The sequence below is a fragment of the Acinetobacter sp. BEC1-S18-ESBL-01 genome (genome assembly GCF_014169935.1).
In the GTDB taxonomy this organism is placed as follows: Bacteria; Pseudomonadota; Gammaproteobacteria; order Pseudomonadales; family Moraxellaceae; genus Acinetobacter; species Acinetobacter pittii.
The window spans coordinates 562,039-579,270 of record NZ_AP022302.1 but is presented as its reverse complement, the minus strand read 5'-3'; the positions used below and the strand labels follow the sequence as shown (position 1 = coordinate 579,270).

15 protein-coding genes, 1 tRNA gene and 1 pseudogene are annotated in these 17,232 nt (G+C 38.2%); 7 read left to right on the top strand and 10 right to left on the bottom strand.

Features of this window, described 5'->3' with window-relative positions; translation table 11 throughout:
* The first annotated feature begins 117 nt into the window (after nt 1–117).
* The 5 genes from H7R46_RS02870 to H7R46_RS02850 all read left to right on the top strand — a co-directional run bounded on the left by H7R46_RS02870 (nt 118) and on the right by H7R46_RS02850 (nt 5,195).
* Nucleotides 118–882, top strand: coding sequence for a DUF4184 family protein (locus H7R46_RS02870; RefSeq protein ID WP_005064202.1), 765 nt, complete (start codon nt 118–120; stop codon nt 880–882).
* A 170-nt stretch (nt 883–1,052) separates the two neighbouring features.
* Complete coding sequence (aspS, locus tag H7R46_RS02865) at nt 1,053–2,837, top strand: aspartate--tRNA ligase (RefSeq protein ID WP_005064200.1); 1,785 nt, start codon at nt 1,053–1,055, stop codon at nt 2,835–2,837.
* 148 nt (nt 2,838–2,985) lie between these two features.
* Nucleotides 2,986–3,204, top strand: coding sequence for a hypothetical protein (locus H7R46_RS02860; RefSeq protein ID WP_002116556.1), 219 nt, complete (start codon nt 2,986–2,988; stop codon nt 3,202–3,204).
* The gene (locus H7R46_RS02855) at nt 3,204–4,136 is read left to right on the top strand and encodes a glycosyltransferase (RefSeq protein WP_002116205.1); all 933 of its coding nucleotides are present in this window, start codon (nt 3,204–3,206) and stop codon (nt 4,134–4,136) included. The genes H7R46_RS02860 and H7R46_RS02855 overlap by 1 nt, the downstream gene beginning before the upstream one ends.
* Nucleotides 4,137–4,175: 39 nt before the next feature.
* On the top strand, nt 4,176–5,195 hold the full coding sequence (locus tag H7R46_RS02850; RefSeq protein ID WP_002116408.1) for a glycosyltransferase family 2 protein: 1,020 nt from the start codon (nt 4,176–4,178) through the stop codon (nt 5,193–5,195).
* Nucleotides 5,196–5,300: 105 nt separating this feature from the next.
* On the opposite strand, the gene H7R46_RS02845 is transcribed toward H7R46_RS02850, so the two are convergent.
* From H7R46_RS02845 to H7R46_RS02815, 7 genes are all read right to left on the bottom strand, one after another.
* Entirely contained in the window at nt 5,301–6,344 is a 1,044-nt protein-coding gene (locus tag H7R46_RS02845; protein WP_005064198.1) for an ELM1/GtrOC1 family putative glycosyltransferase, read from the bottom strand.
* Nucleotides 6,345–6,356: 12 nt separating this feature from the next.
* Nucleotides 6,357–7,340: a glycosyltransferase gene (locus H7R46_RS02840; protein ID WP_002116302.1), complete on the bottom strand. Its 984-nt coding sequence runs from the start codon at nt 7,338–7,340 to the stop codon at nt 6,357–6,359.
* A 2-nt stretch (nt 7,341–7,342) separates the two neighbouring features.
* Nucleotides 7,343–8,152: a polysaccharide deacetylase family protein gene (locus H7R46_RS02835; RefSeq protein ID WP_005064195.1), complete on the bottom strand. Its 810-nt coding sequence runs from the start codon at nt 8,150–8,152 to the stop codon at nt 7,343–7,345.
* A 13-nt stretch (nt 8,153–8,165) separates the two neighbouring features.
* Complete coding sequence (locus H7R46_RS02830) at nt 8,166–9,053, bottom strand: mitochondrial fission ELM1 family protein (RefSeq protein WP_005064193.1); 888 nt, start codon at nt 9,051–9,053, stop codon at nt 8,166–8,168.
* 68 nt (nt 9,054–9,121) lie between these two features.
* Nucleotides 9,122–10,048, bottom strand: a complete 927-nt coding sequence (locus H7R46_RS02825; RefSeq protein WP_004705670.1) for a branched-chain amino acid transaminase — start codon at nt 10,046–10,048, stop codon at nt 9,122–9,124.
* 24 nt (nt 10,049–10,072) lie between these two features.
* Nucleotides 10,073–12,823 (bottom strand): bifunctional [glutamate--ammonia ligase]-adenylyl-L-tyrosine phosphorylase/[glutamate--ammonia-ligase] adenylyltransferase, encoded by a 2,751-nt coding sequence (gene glnE / locus H7R46_RS02820; protein ID WP_005064191.1) that lies wholly within the window; start codon nt 12,821–12,823, stop codon nt 10,073–10,075.
* Nucleotides 12,824–12,890: 67 nt separating this feature from the next.
* Complete coding sequence (locus tag H7R46_RS02815; RefSeq protein ID WP_005064190.1) at nt 12,891–14,162, bottom strand: sensor histidine kinase; 1,272 nt, start codon at nt 14,160–14,162, stop codon at nt 12,891–12,893.
* A gap of 272 nt (nt 14,163–14,434) precedes the next feature.
* On the opposite strand from H7R46_RS02815, the gene H7R46_RS02810 reads away from it, so the two are divergent.
* Entirely contained in the window at nt 14,435–14,650 is a 216-nt protein-coding gene (locus H7R46_RS02810) for a hypothetical protein (RefSeq protein WP_005064188.1), read from the top strand.
* Nucleotides 14,651–14,662: 12 nt separating this feature from the next.
* Here the strand turns inward: H7R46_RS02810 and H7R46_RS02805 are convergent, their stop codons facing one another.
* The 3 genes and pseudogenes from H7R46_RS02805 to H7R46_RS02800 all read right to left on the bottom strand — a co-directional run bounded on the left by H7R46_RS02805 (nt 14,663) and on the right by H7R46_RS02800 (nt 15,936).
* Nucleotides 14,663–15,628 carry a hypothetical protein gene (locus H7R46_RS02805; protein ID WP_005064185.1) on the bottom strand — a complete coding sequence of 322 codons (966 nt, stop codon included), beginning with the start codon at nt 15,626–15,628 and terminating at the stop codon, nt 14,663–14,665.
* Between the two features lie 28 nt (nt 15,629–15,656).
* Nucleotides 15,657–15,755, bottom strand: a pseudogene (locus H7R46_RS19450) (XRE family transcriptional regulator); the annotation flags it as partial.
* Between the two features lie 94 nt (nt 15,756–15,849).
* A tRNA-Leu gene (locus H7R46_RS02800) sits at nt 15,850–15,936 on the bottom strand.
* Between the two features lie 182 nt (nt 15,937–16,118).
* Between H7R46_RS02800 and queA the strand changes: the two genes are divergently transcribed.
* Nucleotides 16,119–17,156: a tRNA preQ1(34) S-adenosylmethionine ribosyltransferase-isomerase QueA gene (queA, locus tag H7R46_RS02795; protein ID WP_005064183.1), complete on the top strand. Its 1,038-nt coding sequence runs from the start codon at nt 16,119–16,121 to the stop codon at nt 17,154–17,156.
* Nucleotides 17,157–17,232: the final 76 nt, after the last annotated feature.

Here is a 17,232-nt window from a genome sequence, read left to right as displayed (position 1 = left end):
TACGCCTTTTGTTTTGTTATATTATAACATTTCAGTCTTTTTGCAATAAAAAACATTTCCAATCGGCTGATTCGTTAGACTGGGCAATTAAATGATGTGAGTAATCTCTGTTTTATAATGCCTTTTACAATCTCTCATGCCGTTATAGCTCCTCCTCTTTCAAAGCTTAGCCGAAACACTTTACCAGTTGCAGCTCTAGCAATTGGAAGTATGACACCCGATCTTTACCGCTTATTTACAATGCAGTCAGGGATGTTGACACATCAATGGAAAGGACTTTTCTACCCAAATCTAGCATTAGGATTATTATTCTGTGCTATTTGGTATTTACTTTACCGGCCTGTAATTTATCGTTTTTTGGGCATTCAGCATGATCTTGACCTCAACTCTTTAAAACGTATTTTTTTATTTTTGGTTGGAACATTACTCGCACTTATTTTAGGAATTGCAACACATTTAATCTGGGATGGTCTAACACACTCAGACTTTCGGACCTTTGTATTTAAAGATGTATTAGCAACAAATATTCATCTTTTAGGGCACCCATATCCCTTACATCGTCTTTTACAGTTAGGCTCCTCTGCTCTTGCCTTACCTTTTATTGTTTGGATGTGTGTTCACTATTATCAGCGCTATAAACAACACTGGAAAGTAAGTAAAAAAATTAAATTTTTTGCATGGTTTCTTTTGATTTTATCTACAGTGTTAGGCCTATTTTCTTTTTGGGATTATGCCCGCTACATTCCTCATGAAGTTTGGCATGCCGATACGTATTATTTTACGGGCCGCTCTATTAATGAATTTATGCAAGGTTGGTTAAGTACCTTTAGCTTAGGATGCTTACTATTCTTGGTTTTAGATCGACAACAAAGAATGGGATGAATAATTAAAATCGCTGCCAAATTGCTCATTTTCAGGTTAATTTCTGCGGTTTTTTGATCTAGTTCTTGTGACAAACCATCCAACAAGGCATAATCGAAAACTTACTTTTTTGACGGTGCGCGGTTTACGCATCCGTCCTTTCAGCCAATATAGTTTGGATAATCTTCATCATGATGCGAACTCATTACTGTGGCTCTTTAACTGAAGCCCAAATCGACCAGACCGTTACACTATGCGGTTGGGTACATCGTCGCCGTGACCATGGCGGTGTTATTTTCCTTGATATGCGTGACCGTGATGGTCTCGTTCAAGTGGTTATTGACCCAGATACTCCAGAAGCATTTGCAACAGCAGATAAAGCACGTTCTGAATATGTATTAAAAATTACAGGTCGTGTTCGTCGCCGTTATGAAGGTACTGAAAACCAAAATATGGTGAGTGGTCAAATCGAAGTTTTAGGCAAAGAAATCGAAGTTCTTGCTGCTTCTGAAACTCCGCCATTCCCGTTAAATGATGACACCATTAACGTGTCAGAAGAACACCGTTTAAAATATCGTTTCTTGGACATCCGTCGTCCAGAAATGTTAGATCGCTTACGTTTCCGTTCTAAAGTAACTAACTTGATCCGTAATTATTTAGACGATCACGGTTTCCTAGACGTTGAAACTCCGATTTTAACCCGTGCAACTCCTGAAGGTGCACGTGACTATTTAGTACCAAGTCGTGTACAAAATGGTAGCTTCTATGCACTTCCACAATCACCGCAATTGTTTAAACAATTATTGATGGTTGGTGGTATTGATCGTTACTACCAAATCGCGAAATGTTTCCGTGATGAAGACTTACGTGCTGACCGTCAGCCAGAATTCACTCAAATCGACATTGAAACATCGTTCTTAAACGACGATGAAATCATGGATTTGATGGAAGGCATGACTGTTAAATTATTTAACGACTTGCTTGGCGTAAAATTTGAAAAATTCCGCCGTATGCCATATAGCGAAGCAATGCGTGACTATGCATCTGACAAACCAGATTTGCGTATTCCGTTGAAACTCGTTGACGTTGCAGACTTAATGCAAGAAGTAGAGTTCAAAGTATTCGCTGGTCCTGCAAAAGATCCTAAAGGCCGTATTGTTGCTTTACGTGTTCCTGGTGCAGCTTCATTGCCACGTAGTGCAATTGATGAATACACCAAATTCGTTGGCATCTATGGTGCTAAAGGTTTAGCGTACATTAAAGTTAATGAACTCGCTAAGGGAATTGAAGGTCTTCAATCTCCAATCGTGAAATTCATTGAACCGATTGTACTTGAGCTGTTGGAACGTGTTGGCGCGCAAGATGGCGATATCGTATTCTTCGGTGCTGATAAAGCTAAAGTTGTAAATGACGCAATGGGTGCGCTTCGTGTCAAGATTGGTCACGACTTGAACCTTTCAACTTGTGAGTGGGCTCCACTTTGGGTTGTTGACTTCCCAATGTTTGAAGAAACTGACGATGGTAAATGGACTTCTGTTCACCACCCATTCACGCTACCTAAATCTAGCGTAGAAGACGTGAAGAGCAATCCAGGTGAAGCACTTTCTGTTGCTTACGACATGGTATTGAATGGTACTGAAGTTGGCGGTGGTTCACTTCGTATTTACACATTAGAAATGCAAAAAGCGATTTTTGAAGCGCTTGGTATTTCTGATGAAGAAGCAGAAGAGAAATTCAGCTTCTTACTTAACGCGCTTCGTTATGGTGCTCCTCCTCACGGTGGTTTGGCATTTGGTCTTGACCGTTTAGTTATGCTTATGACTGGCGCGACTTCAATTCGTGACGTTATTGCGTTCCCGAAAACTAAGACTGCTGAATGTCCACTTACTCAAGCACCTGCTCCTGTTGAAGCAAACCAGCTTCGTGACTTGGGTATCCGCTTACGTGAAAAGCCAAAAGCTGAAGAATCTAAATAATTTTTTAGATCTTCAAATTAAAAAACCCTGCTTATGCAGGGTTTCTTATTAGACAGTATTAAACAAACATTCAATTTTCATAAGCTATGCTTTGCGAAAAAGCACGTCAGTGGCATAATAGGCTGCTTTTAATTAAGAGGTCAGCTTTATGGCTATGCGCCCTGATGTACGTCGACATGCTTTAGTCGTGATTGTATTCTCCCTCGCACAATGGTTTTTCATGCGCTATATTCTTGCAAATGAATTATTTAACATGACTACAAATCAACGTATTTTATTTTTCTGTGTAAGTAGCTTGGTTGGTGCATTGCTCATTTTTGTTGCATTGATTTATATGGTTTTAAAAGGAAATGCGGACAAAGAGTAATGCAAAAGAAATTACTCATTCTTGGTAAACGTGGGGGTATATTGCAATGGTTCGAAAATATTCTTGCCACTTCTCACCGACACCCTAATTATGTGATTCAAGGCTTTGCTTTAAATCACAATAATACCTGTGAACGATTTCTTAAGAAAATTTTACCAAATAAAGATATATATACAGCTAATTTACTAAAGAAAAAGTTACAAACATTTCAGCCCGATCTAATATTGATTGCCGATCTCTTTTATTTTAATGATTATCTACTAGAAGTTTTAGCTGACTTTCCATGCAAAAAAGCTCATTGGATCGGAGATTTTTTTGATTCAAGGCTAAAAAAAACAAAAGAAATTATTGACTTATACTGCTTTACCGACTTCAGTTTTATTAAAGATGCTAAAGATATAGGATTAGATCATTCAATCTACCTTCCACTAGCTTACAATCCTGAAATCTTTTTTCCGAAGGATGAACAAAAAAATGACAGACTTTTATTTGTAGGAGCTTGGTCTCCTGACAGACAAGAACTAATTGAACGAATTCCGCTCCCAATTACTATTTATGGTAAAGGCTGGAATAATCTTGTAAAAAATGACAGTATTATTCATCCACATAATATTAGTCTACCCAATGTCGCTGAACTTTACCGTAAACATAAGTATGTTCTTAACCTCATTAATAAAGTAAATATACGACAAGGCATGAATATGCGTTGTTTTGAAGCACCTGCTTGCGGTTGCATTTTAGTCAGTGAATATGTAAAAGATCTTGAATTTGCATTCAGCATAGAAAATGAAATTATAACTTTTTCAGACCCTTCCGAACTGCAAAGCAAACTCAAAGAAAATTCTATTAATCCCTTACTAGCAATGGACAAGGTTCAACGAGATCATACCTATAAAAATAGGATAGATACGATTGTTGACCTATTGCTTTAAGAGTATCGTTACCAGTATTCATGTTATAGGTTCTACTCAGTGTTTGTTAGTATCATTGTCCCAAGTTATAATCATGCTCAATATTTAGAAGAAAGAATTAATAGTATTCTTAATCAAAGCTATTCACAATTTGAATTAATCCTTTTAGATGATTTGTCACCAGATCATAGCGCTAAAATTTTAGAAAAATACCGAAAACATCCTAAAGTTTCTCATTGCATTATCAATGAAAAAAATTCAGGCTCCACCTTCTACCAATGGAACAAAGGGATGCATTTAGCGAAAGGAGAGCTGATCTGGATTGCTGAATCCGATGATATAGCAGATCCTCGTTTTTTAGAAAAATTAGTACCACAGTTTGAGAAAAACCACAATTTAGTACTGGCGTATAGCCAATCATATCGAATGAACGCTAGAGGAGAAATAACTGGTTCTTGGAAAGATTTTACAGATCAAGTAGACCCAAAACTTTTCGAAAACAACTTTGAAATGAAAGGGCTTGAATATATAGAAAAATTTTTAAATACTCAAAATACTATTCCTAATGCGAGTGGGGTTATTTTCAAAAAACAAACTTACTTTGATGTGGGAGGGGCTAACCCGAGCTTACGCTTCATTGGCGATTGGGAAATTTGGGCAAAGATCGTAACACAAGGCGATATTTTTTTTACTCATGAATGTTTAAACTATTTTCGTTATCATAATACAAGCGTTATTGCGCAGGCAAAAAAGAAAAAAGATCATTTTGAAGTTAGACGTCAAGTCATTTTGTTCCGCCAAAGCATGTCACAGTTTTTAAAAGCCTATTCCCATCAACATCCAGAAGCGAATAAGGCTTATCAAATTAACCAAAGATGTCTATCAAAAGAATTAAGAAAAAATGCTTCTTTAGCTATTCGTCGTCGTTATTATAATCGGATTATGCCAACCTGTATAACAGCGCTGGAGACTTTACCTTTCTACATTGTACCTATTTATATTCTAAAACTACTTATACAACTTATTTTATCAATTTGCTTCGTTGCTCCTTATAAAGCATTATTAAAGCAAACAAAATAAAAAAGAGGAGATTCCTGCTCTTTTTATTTTTTAAATTTATCTAGAATTTGATGTATTGAATGATCAAGTTGGCGATTATTAAAAAATAAAATCTAAATATTTAGTTTATTTTCCCAAAATATTATTCAATTTTCGAGTCATCTCTCCCGTATGGTCTTGTACTTTTAATTTTTGGACAGCCTCAACAATTTGATGAGCATCTAAAAAATTTAATAAATATAACCACCGCTGTTGAGCTAAGGAGTTTAATTGTTGTTTGATAGCCACATCCTGTACTGCAACTTCATCATAAAGTACTAGCAATTTGCTTCCGGACATAATAACCTCTGCAACCATCGAGGTTGAGTCTGGGCTCGCTAAAATCCAATCAGCTGCTTTAATGTAGTCTTTAATATCACAACTTTGCCCTTGTGCAACCCATGTTAGCAAGTCATTTGCCTGAAAAATATCGTACTGTTCAGTAAGCTCTTGTAACTCTTTTTCGAAATTAACTGACGTTCTACGCGATGTCGTAACTAATAATCTCGCTGTTGGATATTGCAACCGAATCTGTTGTAAAACAGTTGCCCATTGTACAGCATCACCGATTTTGACTGTTTTGGTATTCGCACCAATTAGAACTGCTATCACTAATTCAGCACTGTGAATTCCTAAATGCTCACGTGCCTGATCACGTGTCAAAGGCAAAGCACACATTTTATTAGGTGCAACTGGGTAGTAAAAGTAATGTGGCAATGTAGCTTGTTGATCATGAATGGTAAATACCACATCGAATAAATCAGCACGAATTCCTCGTAATGAACTCGCTACTAAATTTTTAATGGCTTGATTATTGCGTAAATGTTGTTTTAACAACAAATTGGCGAGCAAGGTATTTCCCCCCGCTGATACAATATATGCAACTTGTTTCTGTTCTAACGACTTGATAGTTTTCATATCAAGGAAATAGCATAACCAATGAGTATTTATTGAAAAATTGGACAGAAACTTAAGAACACGGTATAACCATTTCTTAGGTAAATTTAGTTGAATCCATTCCACTTGATAGTTTTTCTGTTGATTCAATAGCTGAACCATTCCCTGAGTTTGAGTTTCGTGACCAGGTTTACCATCTGTCAATGCAAGAATAAAATCCTTTTGTTGTGTCATCAATACATAATCCTATACTGAAAACAGTGACTGATATACTTGTACTGTATGATCAATCATTTTCGTGAAAGTAAGTTGTTCTTGTGCTAGTACATAAGCAGTTTTAAAACTACTCTCTGGATCAGATATTTTTAAATAATTTTGGATGAGCTGCTGTAAAGCCAATATATTATTAGGTTCACATAAAAATTCTGTGGGAATAAATTCAGACATCATCCCGACATTTGTACCAATAACTGGTCGCTCAAGCAACAAGGTCTCAGCAAGTGTATAAGGACCGCCTTCACGTAAAGATGAAACAATTAAGGCTTCATGTTCCGCAATCAATGGATGAATATTATTACTATAACCATATAGCTTAACACGATCAGCTAACTGATATTCTTTAATCAATTTTTCCAGTCTGTCCCGTTCTTCACCATCACCAATAATAGTTAATTCACAAGGAATGTTCTGCCAAGCGGCTAATAAAAGATTAAAACCTTTCACTTCATTTAAACGGCCTATTGCAATAAATTTTCTATTCTTTACAAATGGTTGAGCAGTTATATTTAAGGAAATCCCATTATAAACCACACTTACTTTATGTGGTTGCCCTACTATTTGTGCAAGACGTTTACTTACACAAATAATATGATCAAATGCCAAATAGGTTTTAATATTCTTTTTTGCACCATGCATGGTTACAACACATGGAAAATTCAAACTATTCAATATACCTTGTAAAAGTTTTGCTGTTTTCGAAGCATGAGCATGTAGCACTTGTGGCTCTGTCGCCAATATTAATTTTTTAAGCCGATATTTTGTCCATGGGTTATAACGGCTACCACTCATGTCGAAAGCCACAAAGTTCACCGCACTTTTCACCTGACTTTTATATTTCTGATGTGCAATTAAAGATACTTCATGTGATTGTGACAAACCAGCAGCCAACTCAAGTACATGCTTTTCTAGTCCCCCTTCCTCATCACTCGCCATTACAAGAGTAATTTTCATGCTTATCCCTCACGCTTACCAAGCTTTAAACGGAGCTTGACAGCAAATAATGAATCTTTACCACTGATTTTAATACGTTGTAGTTGAAAAAAGTCTGGCTGTTCGCCTTCAATTCCTTCTACAGTCGTTACAGCATTGCTATACCCTGACTGTTTTACCAGTTTGACATCGCGGTCTGAATAAATCCCAAATGGATATGCAAAACTGGTCACGGGTTTGCAAATTAATTGCTCAAGTTGTTGCTTTGAGTCAGTCAATTCTCTTAAACAATCGGCATCACTGAGTTTATTTAAATTGGCATGCGTCAATGTATGTGAACCAATTTCAATCAGCCCACTGTCTGCGAGTTGCTTGACTTGGGCATCATTCAACTTAGCTTCACGCATAAGTTCACCACTATTGTGATGTTCTTTTTTATAAGTTGACCAATCTCTATCATGACGGTCAACCACCACATAAACTGTTGCTTTTGCTTGATATTTTTCTAAAATTGGATAGGCATTTTGTAAGTTATCTAAATAACCATCATCAAATGTAATTGCTATTGTTTTAGCAGGGTGTTCCCCCCAACCATTTTGTAACTCTTGCATAGTTACAAAATGGAATCCTTGTGATTTCATCCAGGCAATCTGCTTTTCAAATTCAGCGGGTTTCACACGAAGTTTATTAAATTTAGCACCATCAATATGGTTTCTGACCATGTGATACATCAATATACGAGGCTGATTCCAACTTATTTTCGGCTTCCACCAAGCATACTTATAACTTAATACGAAGATAAGCAGAACCAATAAAATCAGTATATATAGCACAATCTCAAACTCATTATTTTGCTAAAAGATATGTTGCCACACGGTCTGCTTCTTTAAAAGCATAAGGTTGTGGTAACTGTACAACATAAGTCTGCTGTGAGATTAATTTTGATTCTAACATTTGGTCAACTGAGTGCGTAATCCGGTCGTCTTTCAAACGGTCCATTGCCATCACCCCGACTCGACAACCCGCGGTAAGCGCCTCAAAAATCATAGAGACGCTGTCTTCTGTCACCCAAACTGCTTCTGCTTTTTGCATTTCTTCGAAAATCCAGCCTTGGGGTGTTTGATCAACTGGAAATATGTGTAAATGCTGGGCAAAACTTTGTTGCCTTAAAATATCGACAAACTCTGCTGGGGTTCGACGTGAAGTGGTCAGAATAATTTCAGCATCTGGATTATTCTCAACAATTTTTTGAACACTGGTTAATACTTTATTTTGGTTCCATTGATGTCGTTTAGATGAACCACCTAAAGCGATTAAAACTCTCGCGGTTTGATGACGATTTTCATTACGAATGGGATTTAATGCACCACGTGTGACAATCACATGGCTATCAGCATGAATACCGTCATGTTCTGGAATAACAGCGTAATCAAAGCAAACCACAGGTAAGTTAGGCTTCATTAAAATAATCGTTTTGGCCTTTTTGAAAATTTTACCGAGCAACCAAACGCGAAAATGGGTGTGGCTTCCCACGCCAAACACAAAATCAGGCGCTTGTTTAAATAAGGAGTTTTTTGCAGAGAAAAATGCCTGAATTAAAAAAATAATAGGTAACTCAGAAATTAGGATCTCTTCAAAAGTTGTTTCTGGCTGTTGTCTTTGCATTGCCTGAAACAAGCCTAATGCTTGTGAGCGGTGTCCTGCCTTACCATCAGACACATAGACAATATGCATAGAAGCTCCCTAAGCCAAAAAATAAAAAGGCGAAACTTATGTTCGCCTTTTTATGTTAACGGATTAACTTATTTTACGTAAGTTAACCAGTGTTCATATTTCGGATTTCTACCTTGAACCGCATCAAAGTAAGTTTTTTGGATTTCAGTGGTAATTGGACCACGGGTACCCGAACCGATTGGACGGTCATCATATTCACGAATTGGTGTTACTTCAGCAGCAGTACCTGTGAAGAATGCTTCGTCTGCAATATAGAATTCGTCACGTGTAATACGGCGCTCAACAACTTGGTAACCAAGATCTCTAGCGATTGTCATCACAGTTTGGCGTGTAATACCGTCAAGTGCACCACCAGCGATATCTGGAGTGTGTAAAACGCCATCTTTAATCAAGAATACGTTTTCACCAGAACCTTGGCATACATAACCTTGTGGGTCCATTAACATTGCTTCATCGTAACCAGAATGTGCAACTTCTTGGTGAGCAAGAATTGACAACGTGTAGTTACCAGATGCTTTTGCTTTACACATCGTCACGTTTGGATGATGGTGAGTAAATGATGAAGTTTTAACGCGAATACCTTTCGCCATCGCTTCATCACCAAGGTATGCGCCCCACGCCCATGCTGCAACTGCGGCATGAATCGTGTTATTTGTTGCTGCAATACCAAGTTTTTCTGAACCGATCCAAATAAGCGGACGTAAATAGCAAGAAGCTAATTTATTTTCACGAACAACATCGATTTGTGCTTGTTCAAGCGTTGCTTGATCATACGGCACTTTCATTTGATAAATTTTTGCTGAATTTAACAAACGTTTTGTGTGGTCTTGAAGACGGAAAATCGCTGTACCTTTAGGCGTTTCATAAGCACGAACACCCTCAAATACGCCCATACTGTAGTGTAATGTATGGGTTAAAACGTGAATCTTTGCATCACGCCAATCAATTAATTTTCCATCTTGCCAAATAAAACCATCACGATCAGCCAAATTCATGGAACACTCCAAATTGTTATAAAATCATTCACTATCCAACTCAACCGAGGCGGTTGGGTCTATTAATCTTTGCCATAAATTGCAAACGACCGCACGGGTACTACGCCAGTCCGCTGCGCTGACTTGCATGGATTGATTTGCAAGGGCTAAGCGGTGGCTTTCGGCACGTTCACTAAGATAGGCTCGAATTAATGCTGTGGCATCTTCACTGGATAAGCAGTCTGCTTTAGCAGCATCTTCTAATATTCTTACATTATCAGAATAATGGGCGAGATCGGGTTTCGTCCCGCTCCATGCAAGTACAGCATACTGTGCCATAAATTCGATATCGACGATACCACCTGCGTCCTGTTTTAAATGAAAAATACCATGTTTTTTTTGTTCAGAAGACGAACCTAGGTGGTCTTTCATTTTCTGACGCATTTTCAACACTTCCTCACGAACATAAGCCTCATCTCTAGATTGAGTCAATATCTCGCGTCGAAATATTTCAAATTTCTGGCAAAGTACCTCGTCACCTGCAATAGAGCGGGCACGTACTAATGCCTGATGCTCCCAAAGCCATGCACTTTTCAACTGATAGTGTTCGTAGGCCTTAAGACTTGTCACTAATAAACCGGCCTCACCTGAAGGTCTTAACCGCGTATCAATTTCATAGACACGGCCATCAAGGGTTTGAGTGGTCATGAGTGACATAAACTTTTGAGCCACACGCATAGCAAACTCAAAGCCACTAATTGACTTCGTTCCATCCGTATCTGCTTGCTCATCTAGATAATGAATAAAGACAAGATCTAAGTCAGAGCCATAGCCCAGCTCAATACCACCCACTTTGCCATAACCAATGACAGCAAAAGCTTTGTAGTCTAGAGAGCAGCGTTTTCCATCAACATCACATGGGTAACCATGACGCTTCGCCACGGTCTGATAAGCTAAATGGAGAGTTGCATTAACACTGACTTCAGCAATATCAGTTAATGCATCGGAAACCTTCATGAGAGGGCTTTCAGCTAAGACATCACTTGCCGCAACAGTGAGTACATTGCTCTTTTTAAAGAGGCGAAGTGCTCGCATTTGGTCTTCGACCTGATCAATCTCAATACGAAGCAATTGCTGACGTAATGAGTCTTCTAAGTCCTTACGTTTTGGTAACTCAAAATCCATCGATAAGAACTCATCCAGCAGTACCGGATATTGCGTTAGCTCTTCACAAATCCACGGACTCACCGTCGCCATTTTCACTAAGCGTTGCAATGCCCCCTTACTTTCAATCAACATCACCAAATACACGGTTCGACGCATGACTGATTCAATCAGCGGCATTAAACGCAACAATGCAGTTTGAGGTTGTTCAGACTGTAAGATCGCTTCGATTAAATGAGGCCAAAATGTTTTTAAACGCTGCACAGCATTTGAAGGAAGTTTTTTAAGTGCATGACCATGCCAAAACTCATGAATCAGATTTTTCGCATTATCATCCAACACTTCATCTAACTGCTGCTCTAACTGCCCAAAATTTTCAGTTGCGGCATTAGAGCTGGTATCTTCAATCAGTTGCTTAAATTGAACTTTTACTTTTTGACGTTTCTCATTAAGAACATCGAGAAACTCATTCCAGCTAGCAAAACCTAAGGTATCTATAATGCGTTGCCTTAAATCCAATTCTTCGGGCAATAACTGGGTTTGCTGATCGTTGAGAGCTTGAATTGCATGTTCAACACGGCGTAAGAATAGGTAAGCATCTTCAAGCTCTAATACAGCTTGTTTTTCTAATAAGTCAGCTTCCCCAATGTGCTCAAGACTAACTAAACATTGACGGTCTTGTAACTCACGTTTAGACCCGCCATAAATAAGCTGAAATACCTGAACAATAAACTCAATTTCACGAATACCACCCGCTCCGAGTTTAATATCATCCTCAATATGACGACGTAAGACTTCGCGCTCAATCATCGCTTTCATATCACGCATGGCAGCAAAAGCGGTGTAATCGACATAACGGCGGAACACAAAAGGACGTGTCATTTCTAACAAATCCTGCCCTTCTTTACCTCCAGTCACTACACGCGCTTTAATCCACGCATAACGTTCCCATTCACGACCATGCTGACTTAAATATTTTTCTAAAGCGGCATGACTAATCGCTAATGCCGAGCCATCCCCCCAAGGACGTAAGCGCATATCAACTCGAAACACAAAACCATCGGCAGTAATGTGTTCAAGCAAATAAATGAGTTTTTGTCCCCACAAAATACAGAACTGCTGTACATCAATACATTTGCGACCGTTGGTTTCACCTTGCTCATCAAAAGCAAAAATTAAGTCGATATCACTCGATAAATTAAGCTCTTGAGCACCAAGCTTACCCATGGCAACAACAATCAAATCTTGCACTTTGCCAGAGTAACTCACAGGTTCGCCGTGCTTCGCCACAAGTGCGACACGCGCAAAATCTTTTGCAGCACAAATACTGGCATCGGCAAAATCAGAAAGTTCACGAGTAAGTGTGACAACATCGGTCAGCTGGTTGGCATCCTGCCAAATCCAGCGGAACATTAAACGGCTACGTAAAATGCGCATTCCGCGCATCCAAAGCGTTTCGTCACCAATCCCATCTAGCGTGGTCTGTACAAATTGGTAAATCTGTTCGGTAGAGAGCGGTGCAGTAAATTGATCTATTTGATAATCTTGTTCTAAAACAGCTTGATGCAAACCTAAAACTTGTTCTGCGTACTGACTGGCACGCAATGTTTTTTGTAACTGCTCCGCATTCATATAAAAAGCTCTTTTCCTCGTACTCTGTTTTTAGTTATAGCAGTTCGAGTAGTGTTAGGAAAAGGGATTAGACTAATTTTGCTTCTGATGAAGAATGATGTTCGGTATGCACCTCATGACTTTCTTGAGCTGAAGGTAATAGAACCTTAAATGTCGTTCCTACCCCTTCTTTGGAGCTAACAGTAATTTGTCCCTGATTAATCTCGACAAAACGCTTGCAAAGACTCAAACCTAAGCCGGCACCTTTTTCACCTGCAGTGCCTTTAAAGCTAGCAGTAATACGTGGATGGAATAAATTTGCCATTTGTTGCTCGGTCATACCCAGACCTGTGTCTCGAACAGTAATTTCTACATTTACATCCGCTTGTTGAGCTTCAATAAAGACTTTGCCCGATCCATCAACGTCGGTAAATTTCAACGCATTTGACACCAAGTTCTGAATTACAGAGGTCATCATATTGATATCGGCGTAGATGTTTAAATCATCTGGAACACCATTAACCAGTTCAATATTCTTCTTTAAAGCTAAAGTGTGCAGTACATCGCACACGATATTGCTGACTTGTCTAAGTTTAAAGTTAATCGGGTGATAGACAAAACGTCCTCCCTCGGCCATCGCCCATGTTAGTAAGCTTTCAAGCAAGTTATAGGTCGATTGTGAGGTGTCGTATAAATAATCTGCAATATTTTGAATACTAGATTCATCTAAGGTTTCACGCTCTTTGGCAAGTACTTCAGAAAATCCAAGCAAGCCATGAAAGGGTGCCCGTAAGTCATGTGAGATAATCGAGAAAAATTTTGTCTTACTTGAATTAATCGCTACCTGTTGTTCATAGAGCTCGTTTAACTCTTCATAGTTAAACTTCAACTCGACTTGCTGCATAAAAGTAGAACAATAATCGAGCAACAATTGAATATCATCATCTTCAAACGTTGCCGCATCGTCATCAAAAAAGACAGCAAAACCCATCGAAGTTTTATCAGGGTGTAGAAGATGCACAGCCAATGCCCTGCTGCAATCAATATTTAATTCTTTTAAATAGTTGATTAAATTTTGATATGAGGGATGTAAGTGATTAATCGTCTGTTGTTTGGCGAAGCACTGTTTTAAATGCTTTGATGGTTTAAACGAGATTGCCGTCATGCCTTCAGGGCAACGGTGCCAAAAGTAGGGTTCCTGATTAAAAGTCAATAAGGCTTTTTTACAATTCAAAAGACGAAGACTAAACCGGAAAAATTGCTCGATGTAGTTCTGCTCGGCGTTTAATCCAAGCAACAGAGATATCCTACAAGCACTTAACTGCTCAACCTGATTTAGTTCTAAACGTTGGAATGTCATTGCCCGCCTCACAGATTATGTCGTTTTTGGTCGGAACCGCTCTCAATAAATGTACTTATAATCATTATGATCTACTACAAACTTTAACACAGTACATTAAAAGAGCAACGTTCTTTTCAAAATAGAAATGTGAAGTTTCAATTAAAGGTTTTCAGATACATAAAGTGGGTATGCTTGAGGAAAATACAACAAATATTTGAAGGTAGACAGTTGTAAGATGTTAGAAATGCGAGTTTATAAATAGCTTCTTGTTTAATGGACAGGACAGAGAAATGCACTCAACACTAGACGTTAAAAGCCAAAAGAAAATGACGGCTGAAGAAATATTGGAAGAAATTGAATATCCACTTGAGAACCTTCAAAATTTACTTTTTGCCTTTTCAAAAATGAAAGTCGATGATGGTTTAAAAGAACAAGAATTTAGCGCCATCATCAACACGCTACATCACCAAGTGGTCAACATTAACCGCGCGGTTCATGCCAAATAAACTCCCCCCAGCTTAGGCTGGGGTTTGTTGGTTATCATAAACCGCATACCATTCAGAAGTATAAAAGAAACTCTTATTATAAAACTTTAAGGCAAATCCTTCGGATTGTCCTGGTCCAAAACTAATAAAGATTTTACTTCCTTCTAATGAAACATGCAGTCTGTCCCACATAGGGATTAAATAAAACAAAGTTAGTTGTTCTGAAGGTGTTGTGGATTGGCGTACTAATGTCGAGTAAAAAAATTTTTGCTTTTCATTAATACTTGCAGTTTCTATCAGTTCAAATAAAGAAGAGTAAATTTCGTAATAAGTAAATATTTCATAGAATGTATGGCCATTATTAAGCGCAGTTGAAATTTCTCTAAACTCTTGACTAATTACTTCTTTAGTTACTATATCCCAATCATCTTTATATTTAAGGCATATATTTTTAAACAGCTCTGACTGTAAAACTGTAAATACTTCATAGCCAGAAATTGTATTATTATTCACATCACGTAGTACTAAAGTTTTTATTCTTTCGTTTTTAAAATTTAACAATGAATAGAATTGATTCGTAAAAAATGAGTTTTTTGTTTCTTGGATCTGTGCTTCATGGGTTGACTGAGCTAAATCCATTTGTTGAATAGTTGTTTCCCTGGCTTGTTTCAGTTGTTCTTCGGTAGCCTCTTTTGCTTGCCTAATTTGTTCATCACTTGCTTCTCTGGCCTGAATAAGCTGTTCTGCCATAGCTTCTCTAGCATCTCTATTTGCTTGTCTCTGCAAATAGGCAGAATACATAACAATAATTAAAGTGACTGAAGTAAAAAGAGTGTTAAGACTTCCATAAATATCACCAAGAGGTCCAAGTTTTCCCATTTCATCTAATTGTTCAATTGGAATGAACCATACATGTATTGCCCACCATTGAAATAAATTGGGAAAGAACAACCATGCTAAAATAAAAATTCCAGCAGTAATAAAACAAAAAGTTCTCATAATATTTTTTCTAAGTAATTAAATTAGTTTATTTAAATTGATTTGTATAAGTCTCAGCTATAGAGATTAACCCTGAACTCATTTCTTCACGTGTTTGACGGTACAACTGAATCAGCTTTTCTTCATCATATATTATCAAAATTCCTTAAAAAATTTCTAAAACAAAAAAACCCCTAAGCCGTTAACTTAGGGGTTTTCGTAGAATCTTACGATTCTGAATATGGTCCCGAGGGTCGGACTCGAACCGACACGTCATCTCTGACAGCGGATTTTGAGTCCGCCGCGTCTACCAATTTCACCACCTCGGGAGAGGAAGTATGTTTGTGTTGCGTATATTAGCGCGTTTGTAAAACTTGTCAAACCCTAAGTGAATATTATCGTTCACTTTTAGATCATTTAAACATTTTTCATCATTTAGGTCAGAAGCACAGCCATAAAAAAGCGAAAAAGTTTATACTAAGCCCAATTTTTGTGGTGTTTTTTCTCAAATATGCAACTGTCTGACTTTTCCTTTGAATTACCTGATGAACTCATTGCCCGTTACCCTCTCGAATCACGTAGTGCTTCGCGGTTGTTGCACTTAGACTCAAAGGGTCAATATCACGATCACATGTTCACAGACATTATCGATCTGTTCAAAGAAGGTGATTTGTTGGTGCTTAATGACACCAAGGTCATGAAAGCTCGACTTAAAGGAAAACGCTCTACAGGCGGTGCTATTGAGATTTTGGTTGAGCGTATGCTGAACCACACCACGGCGTATTGTCATATCAAATCGAGTAACTCACCTAAAGCAGGTGCGGAGCTTTTTGTTGGTGCAGATAATATTCCTGTGATTGTACGTGGCCGTCACGAAAATTTATTTGTGGTTGAGTTTTCACAGCCGATCTTGCCTGTACTTGAGCAGTATGGTCAGTTACCTATTCCGCCTTACTTTAACCGTGAAGCAGAAGAAATTGACACTGAACGCTATCAAACGGTTTTCCATAATCCTAAAAAAATTGCCAGTGTTGCCGCTCCTACTGCGAGCTTGCACTTTGACGAAGAGTTACTAGCAAAGTTAGAGCAAAAAAATGTTCAAAAATCTTTTGTGACTTTACATGTCGGTGCTGGCACATTTATGCCTGTTCGTACTGATGACATTACCAATCATGTCATGCACAGTGAATGGTGTGATGTTCCTCAAGAAACTATTGATTTAATTTTGGCGACTAAAGCACGCGGCAATAAAGTGATTGCCATTGGTACAACCGCGACACGTGCTTTAGAAAGTGCAGCTCAAGCTCATGGCGGTAAAATTGCAGCTTGGACTGGCGACACGCAAATCTTTATCTATCCAGGTTATGAGTTCTGCATCGTAGACCGTTTAATTACTAACTTCCATTTACCAGAGTCTACCCTGCTCATGTTGGTATCAGCGCTATCAAATCGAGACAATATTTTAGCTGCCTACGAACATGCTGTTAAAAGCCGCTATCGTTTCTTTAGTTATGGCGATGCAATGCTGGTTGATAAATTAGACGTTTAAATACTAAGGCTGGGTAAACCTTATAAGTTGATTCGAGGTTTAACCCAGCTGACCCAACTACAATTTCGACTAATAA

Coding starts and splice junctions, on each gene's coding strand:
- H7R46_RS02810 (WP_005064188.1), top strand. CDS start 14,435: ATGCACTCAACACTAGACGTTAAAAGCCAAAAGAAAATGACGGCTGAA.
- H7R46_RS02815 (WP_005064190.1), bottom strand. CDS start 14,162: ATGACATTCCAACGTTTAGAACTAAATCAGGTTGAGCAGTTAAGTGCT.
- queA (WP_005064183.1), top strand. CDS start 16,119: ATGCAACTGTCTGACTTTTCCTTTGAATTACCTGATGAACTCATTGCC.
- glnE (WP_005064191.1), bottom strand. CDS start 12,823: ATGAATGCGGAGCAGTTACAAAAAACATTGCGTGCCAGTCAGTACGCA.
- H7R46_RS02805 (WP_005064185.1), bottom strand. CDS start 15,628: ATGAGAACTTTTTGTTTTATTACTGCTGGAATTTTTATTTTAGCATGG.
- H7R46_RS02830 (WP_005064193.1), bottom strand. CDS start 9,053: ATGCATATTGTCTATGTGTCTGATGGTAAGGCAGGACACCGCTCACAA.
- aspS (WP_005064200.1), top strand. CDS start 1,053: ATGATGCGAACTCATTACTGTGGCTCTTTAACTGAAGCCCAAATCGAC.
- H7R46_RS02845 (WP_005064198.1), bottom strand. CDS start 6,344: ATGACACAACAAAAGGATTTTATTCTTGCATTGACAGATGGTAAACCT.
- H7R46_RS02825 (WP_004705670.1), bottom strand. CDS start 10,048: ATGAATTTGGCTGATCGTGATGGTTTTATTTGGCAAGATGGAAAATTA.
- H7R46_RS02870 (WP_005064202.1), top strand. CDS start 118: ATGCCTTTTACAATCTCTCATGCCGTTATAGCTCCTCCTCTTTCAAAG.
- H7R46_RS02855 (WP_002116205.1), top strand. CDS start 3,204: ATGCAAAAGAAATTACTCATTCTTGGTAAACGTGGGGGTATATTGCAA.
- H7R46_RS02840 (WP_002116302.1), bottom strand. CDS start 7,340: ATGAAAATTACTCTTGTAATGGCGAGTGATGAGGAAGGGGGACTAGAA.
- H7R46_RS02860 (WP_002116556.1), top strand. CDS start 2,986: ATGGCTATGCGCCCTGATGTACGTCGACATGCTTTAGTCGTGATTGTA.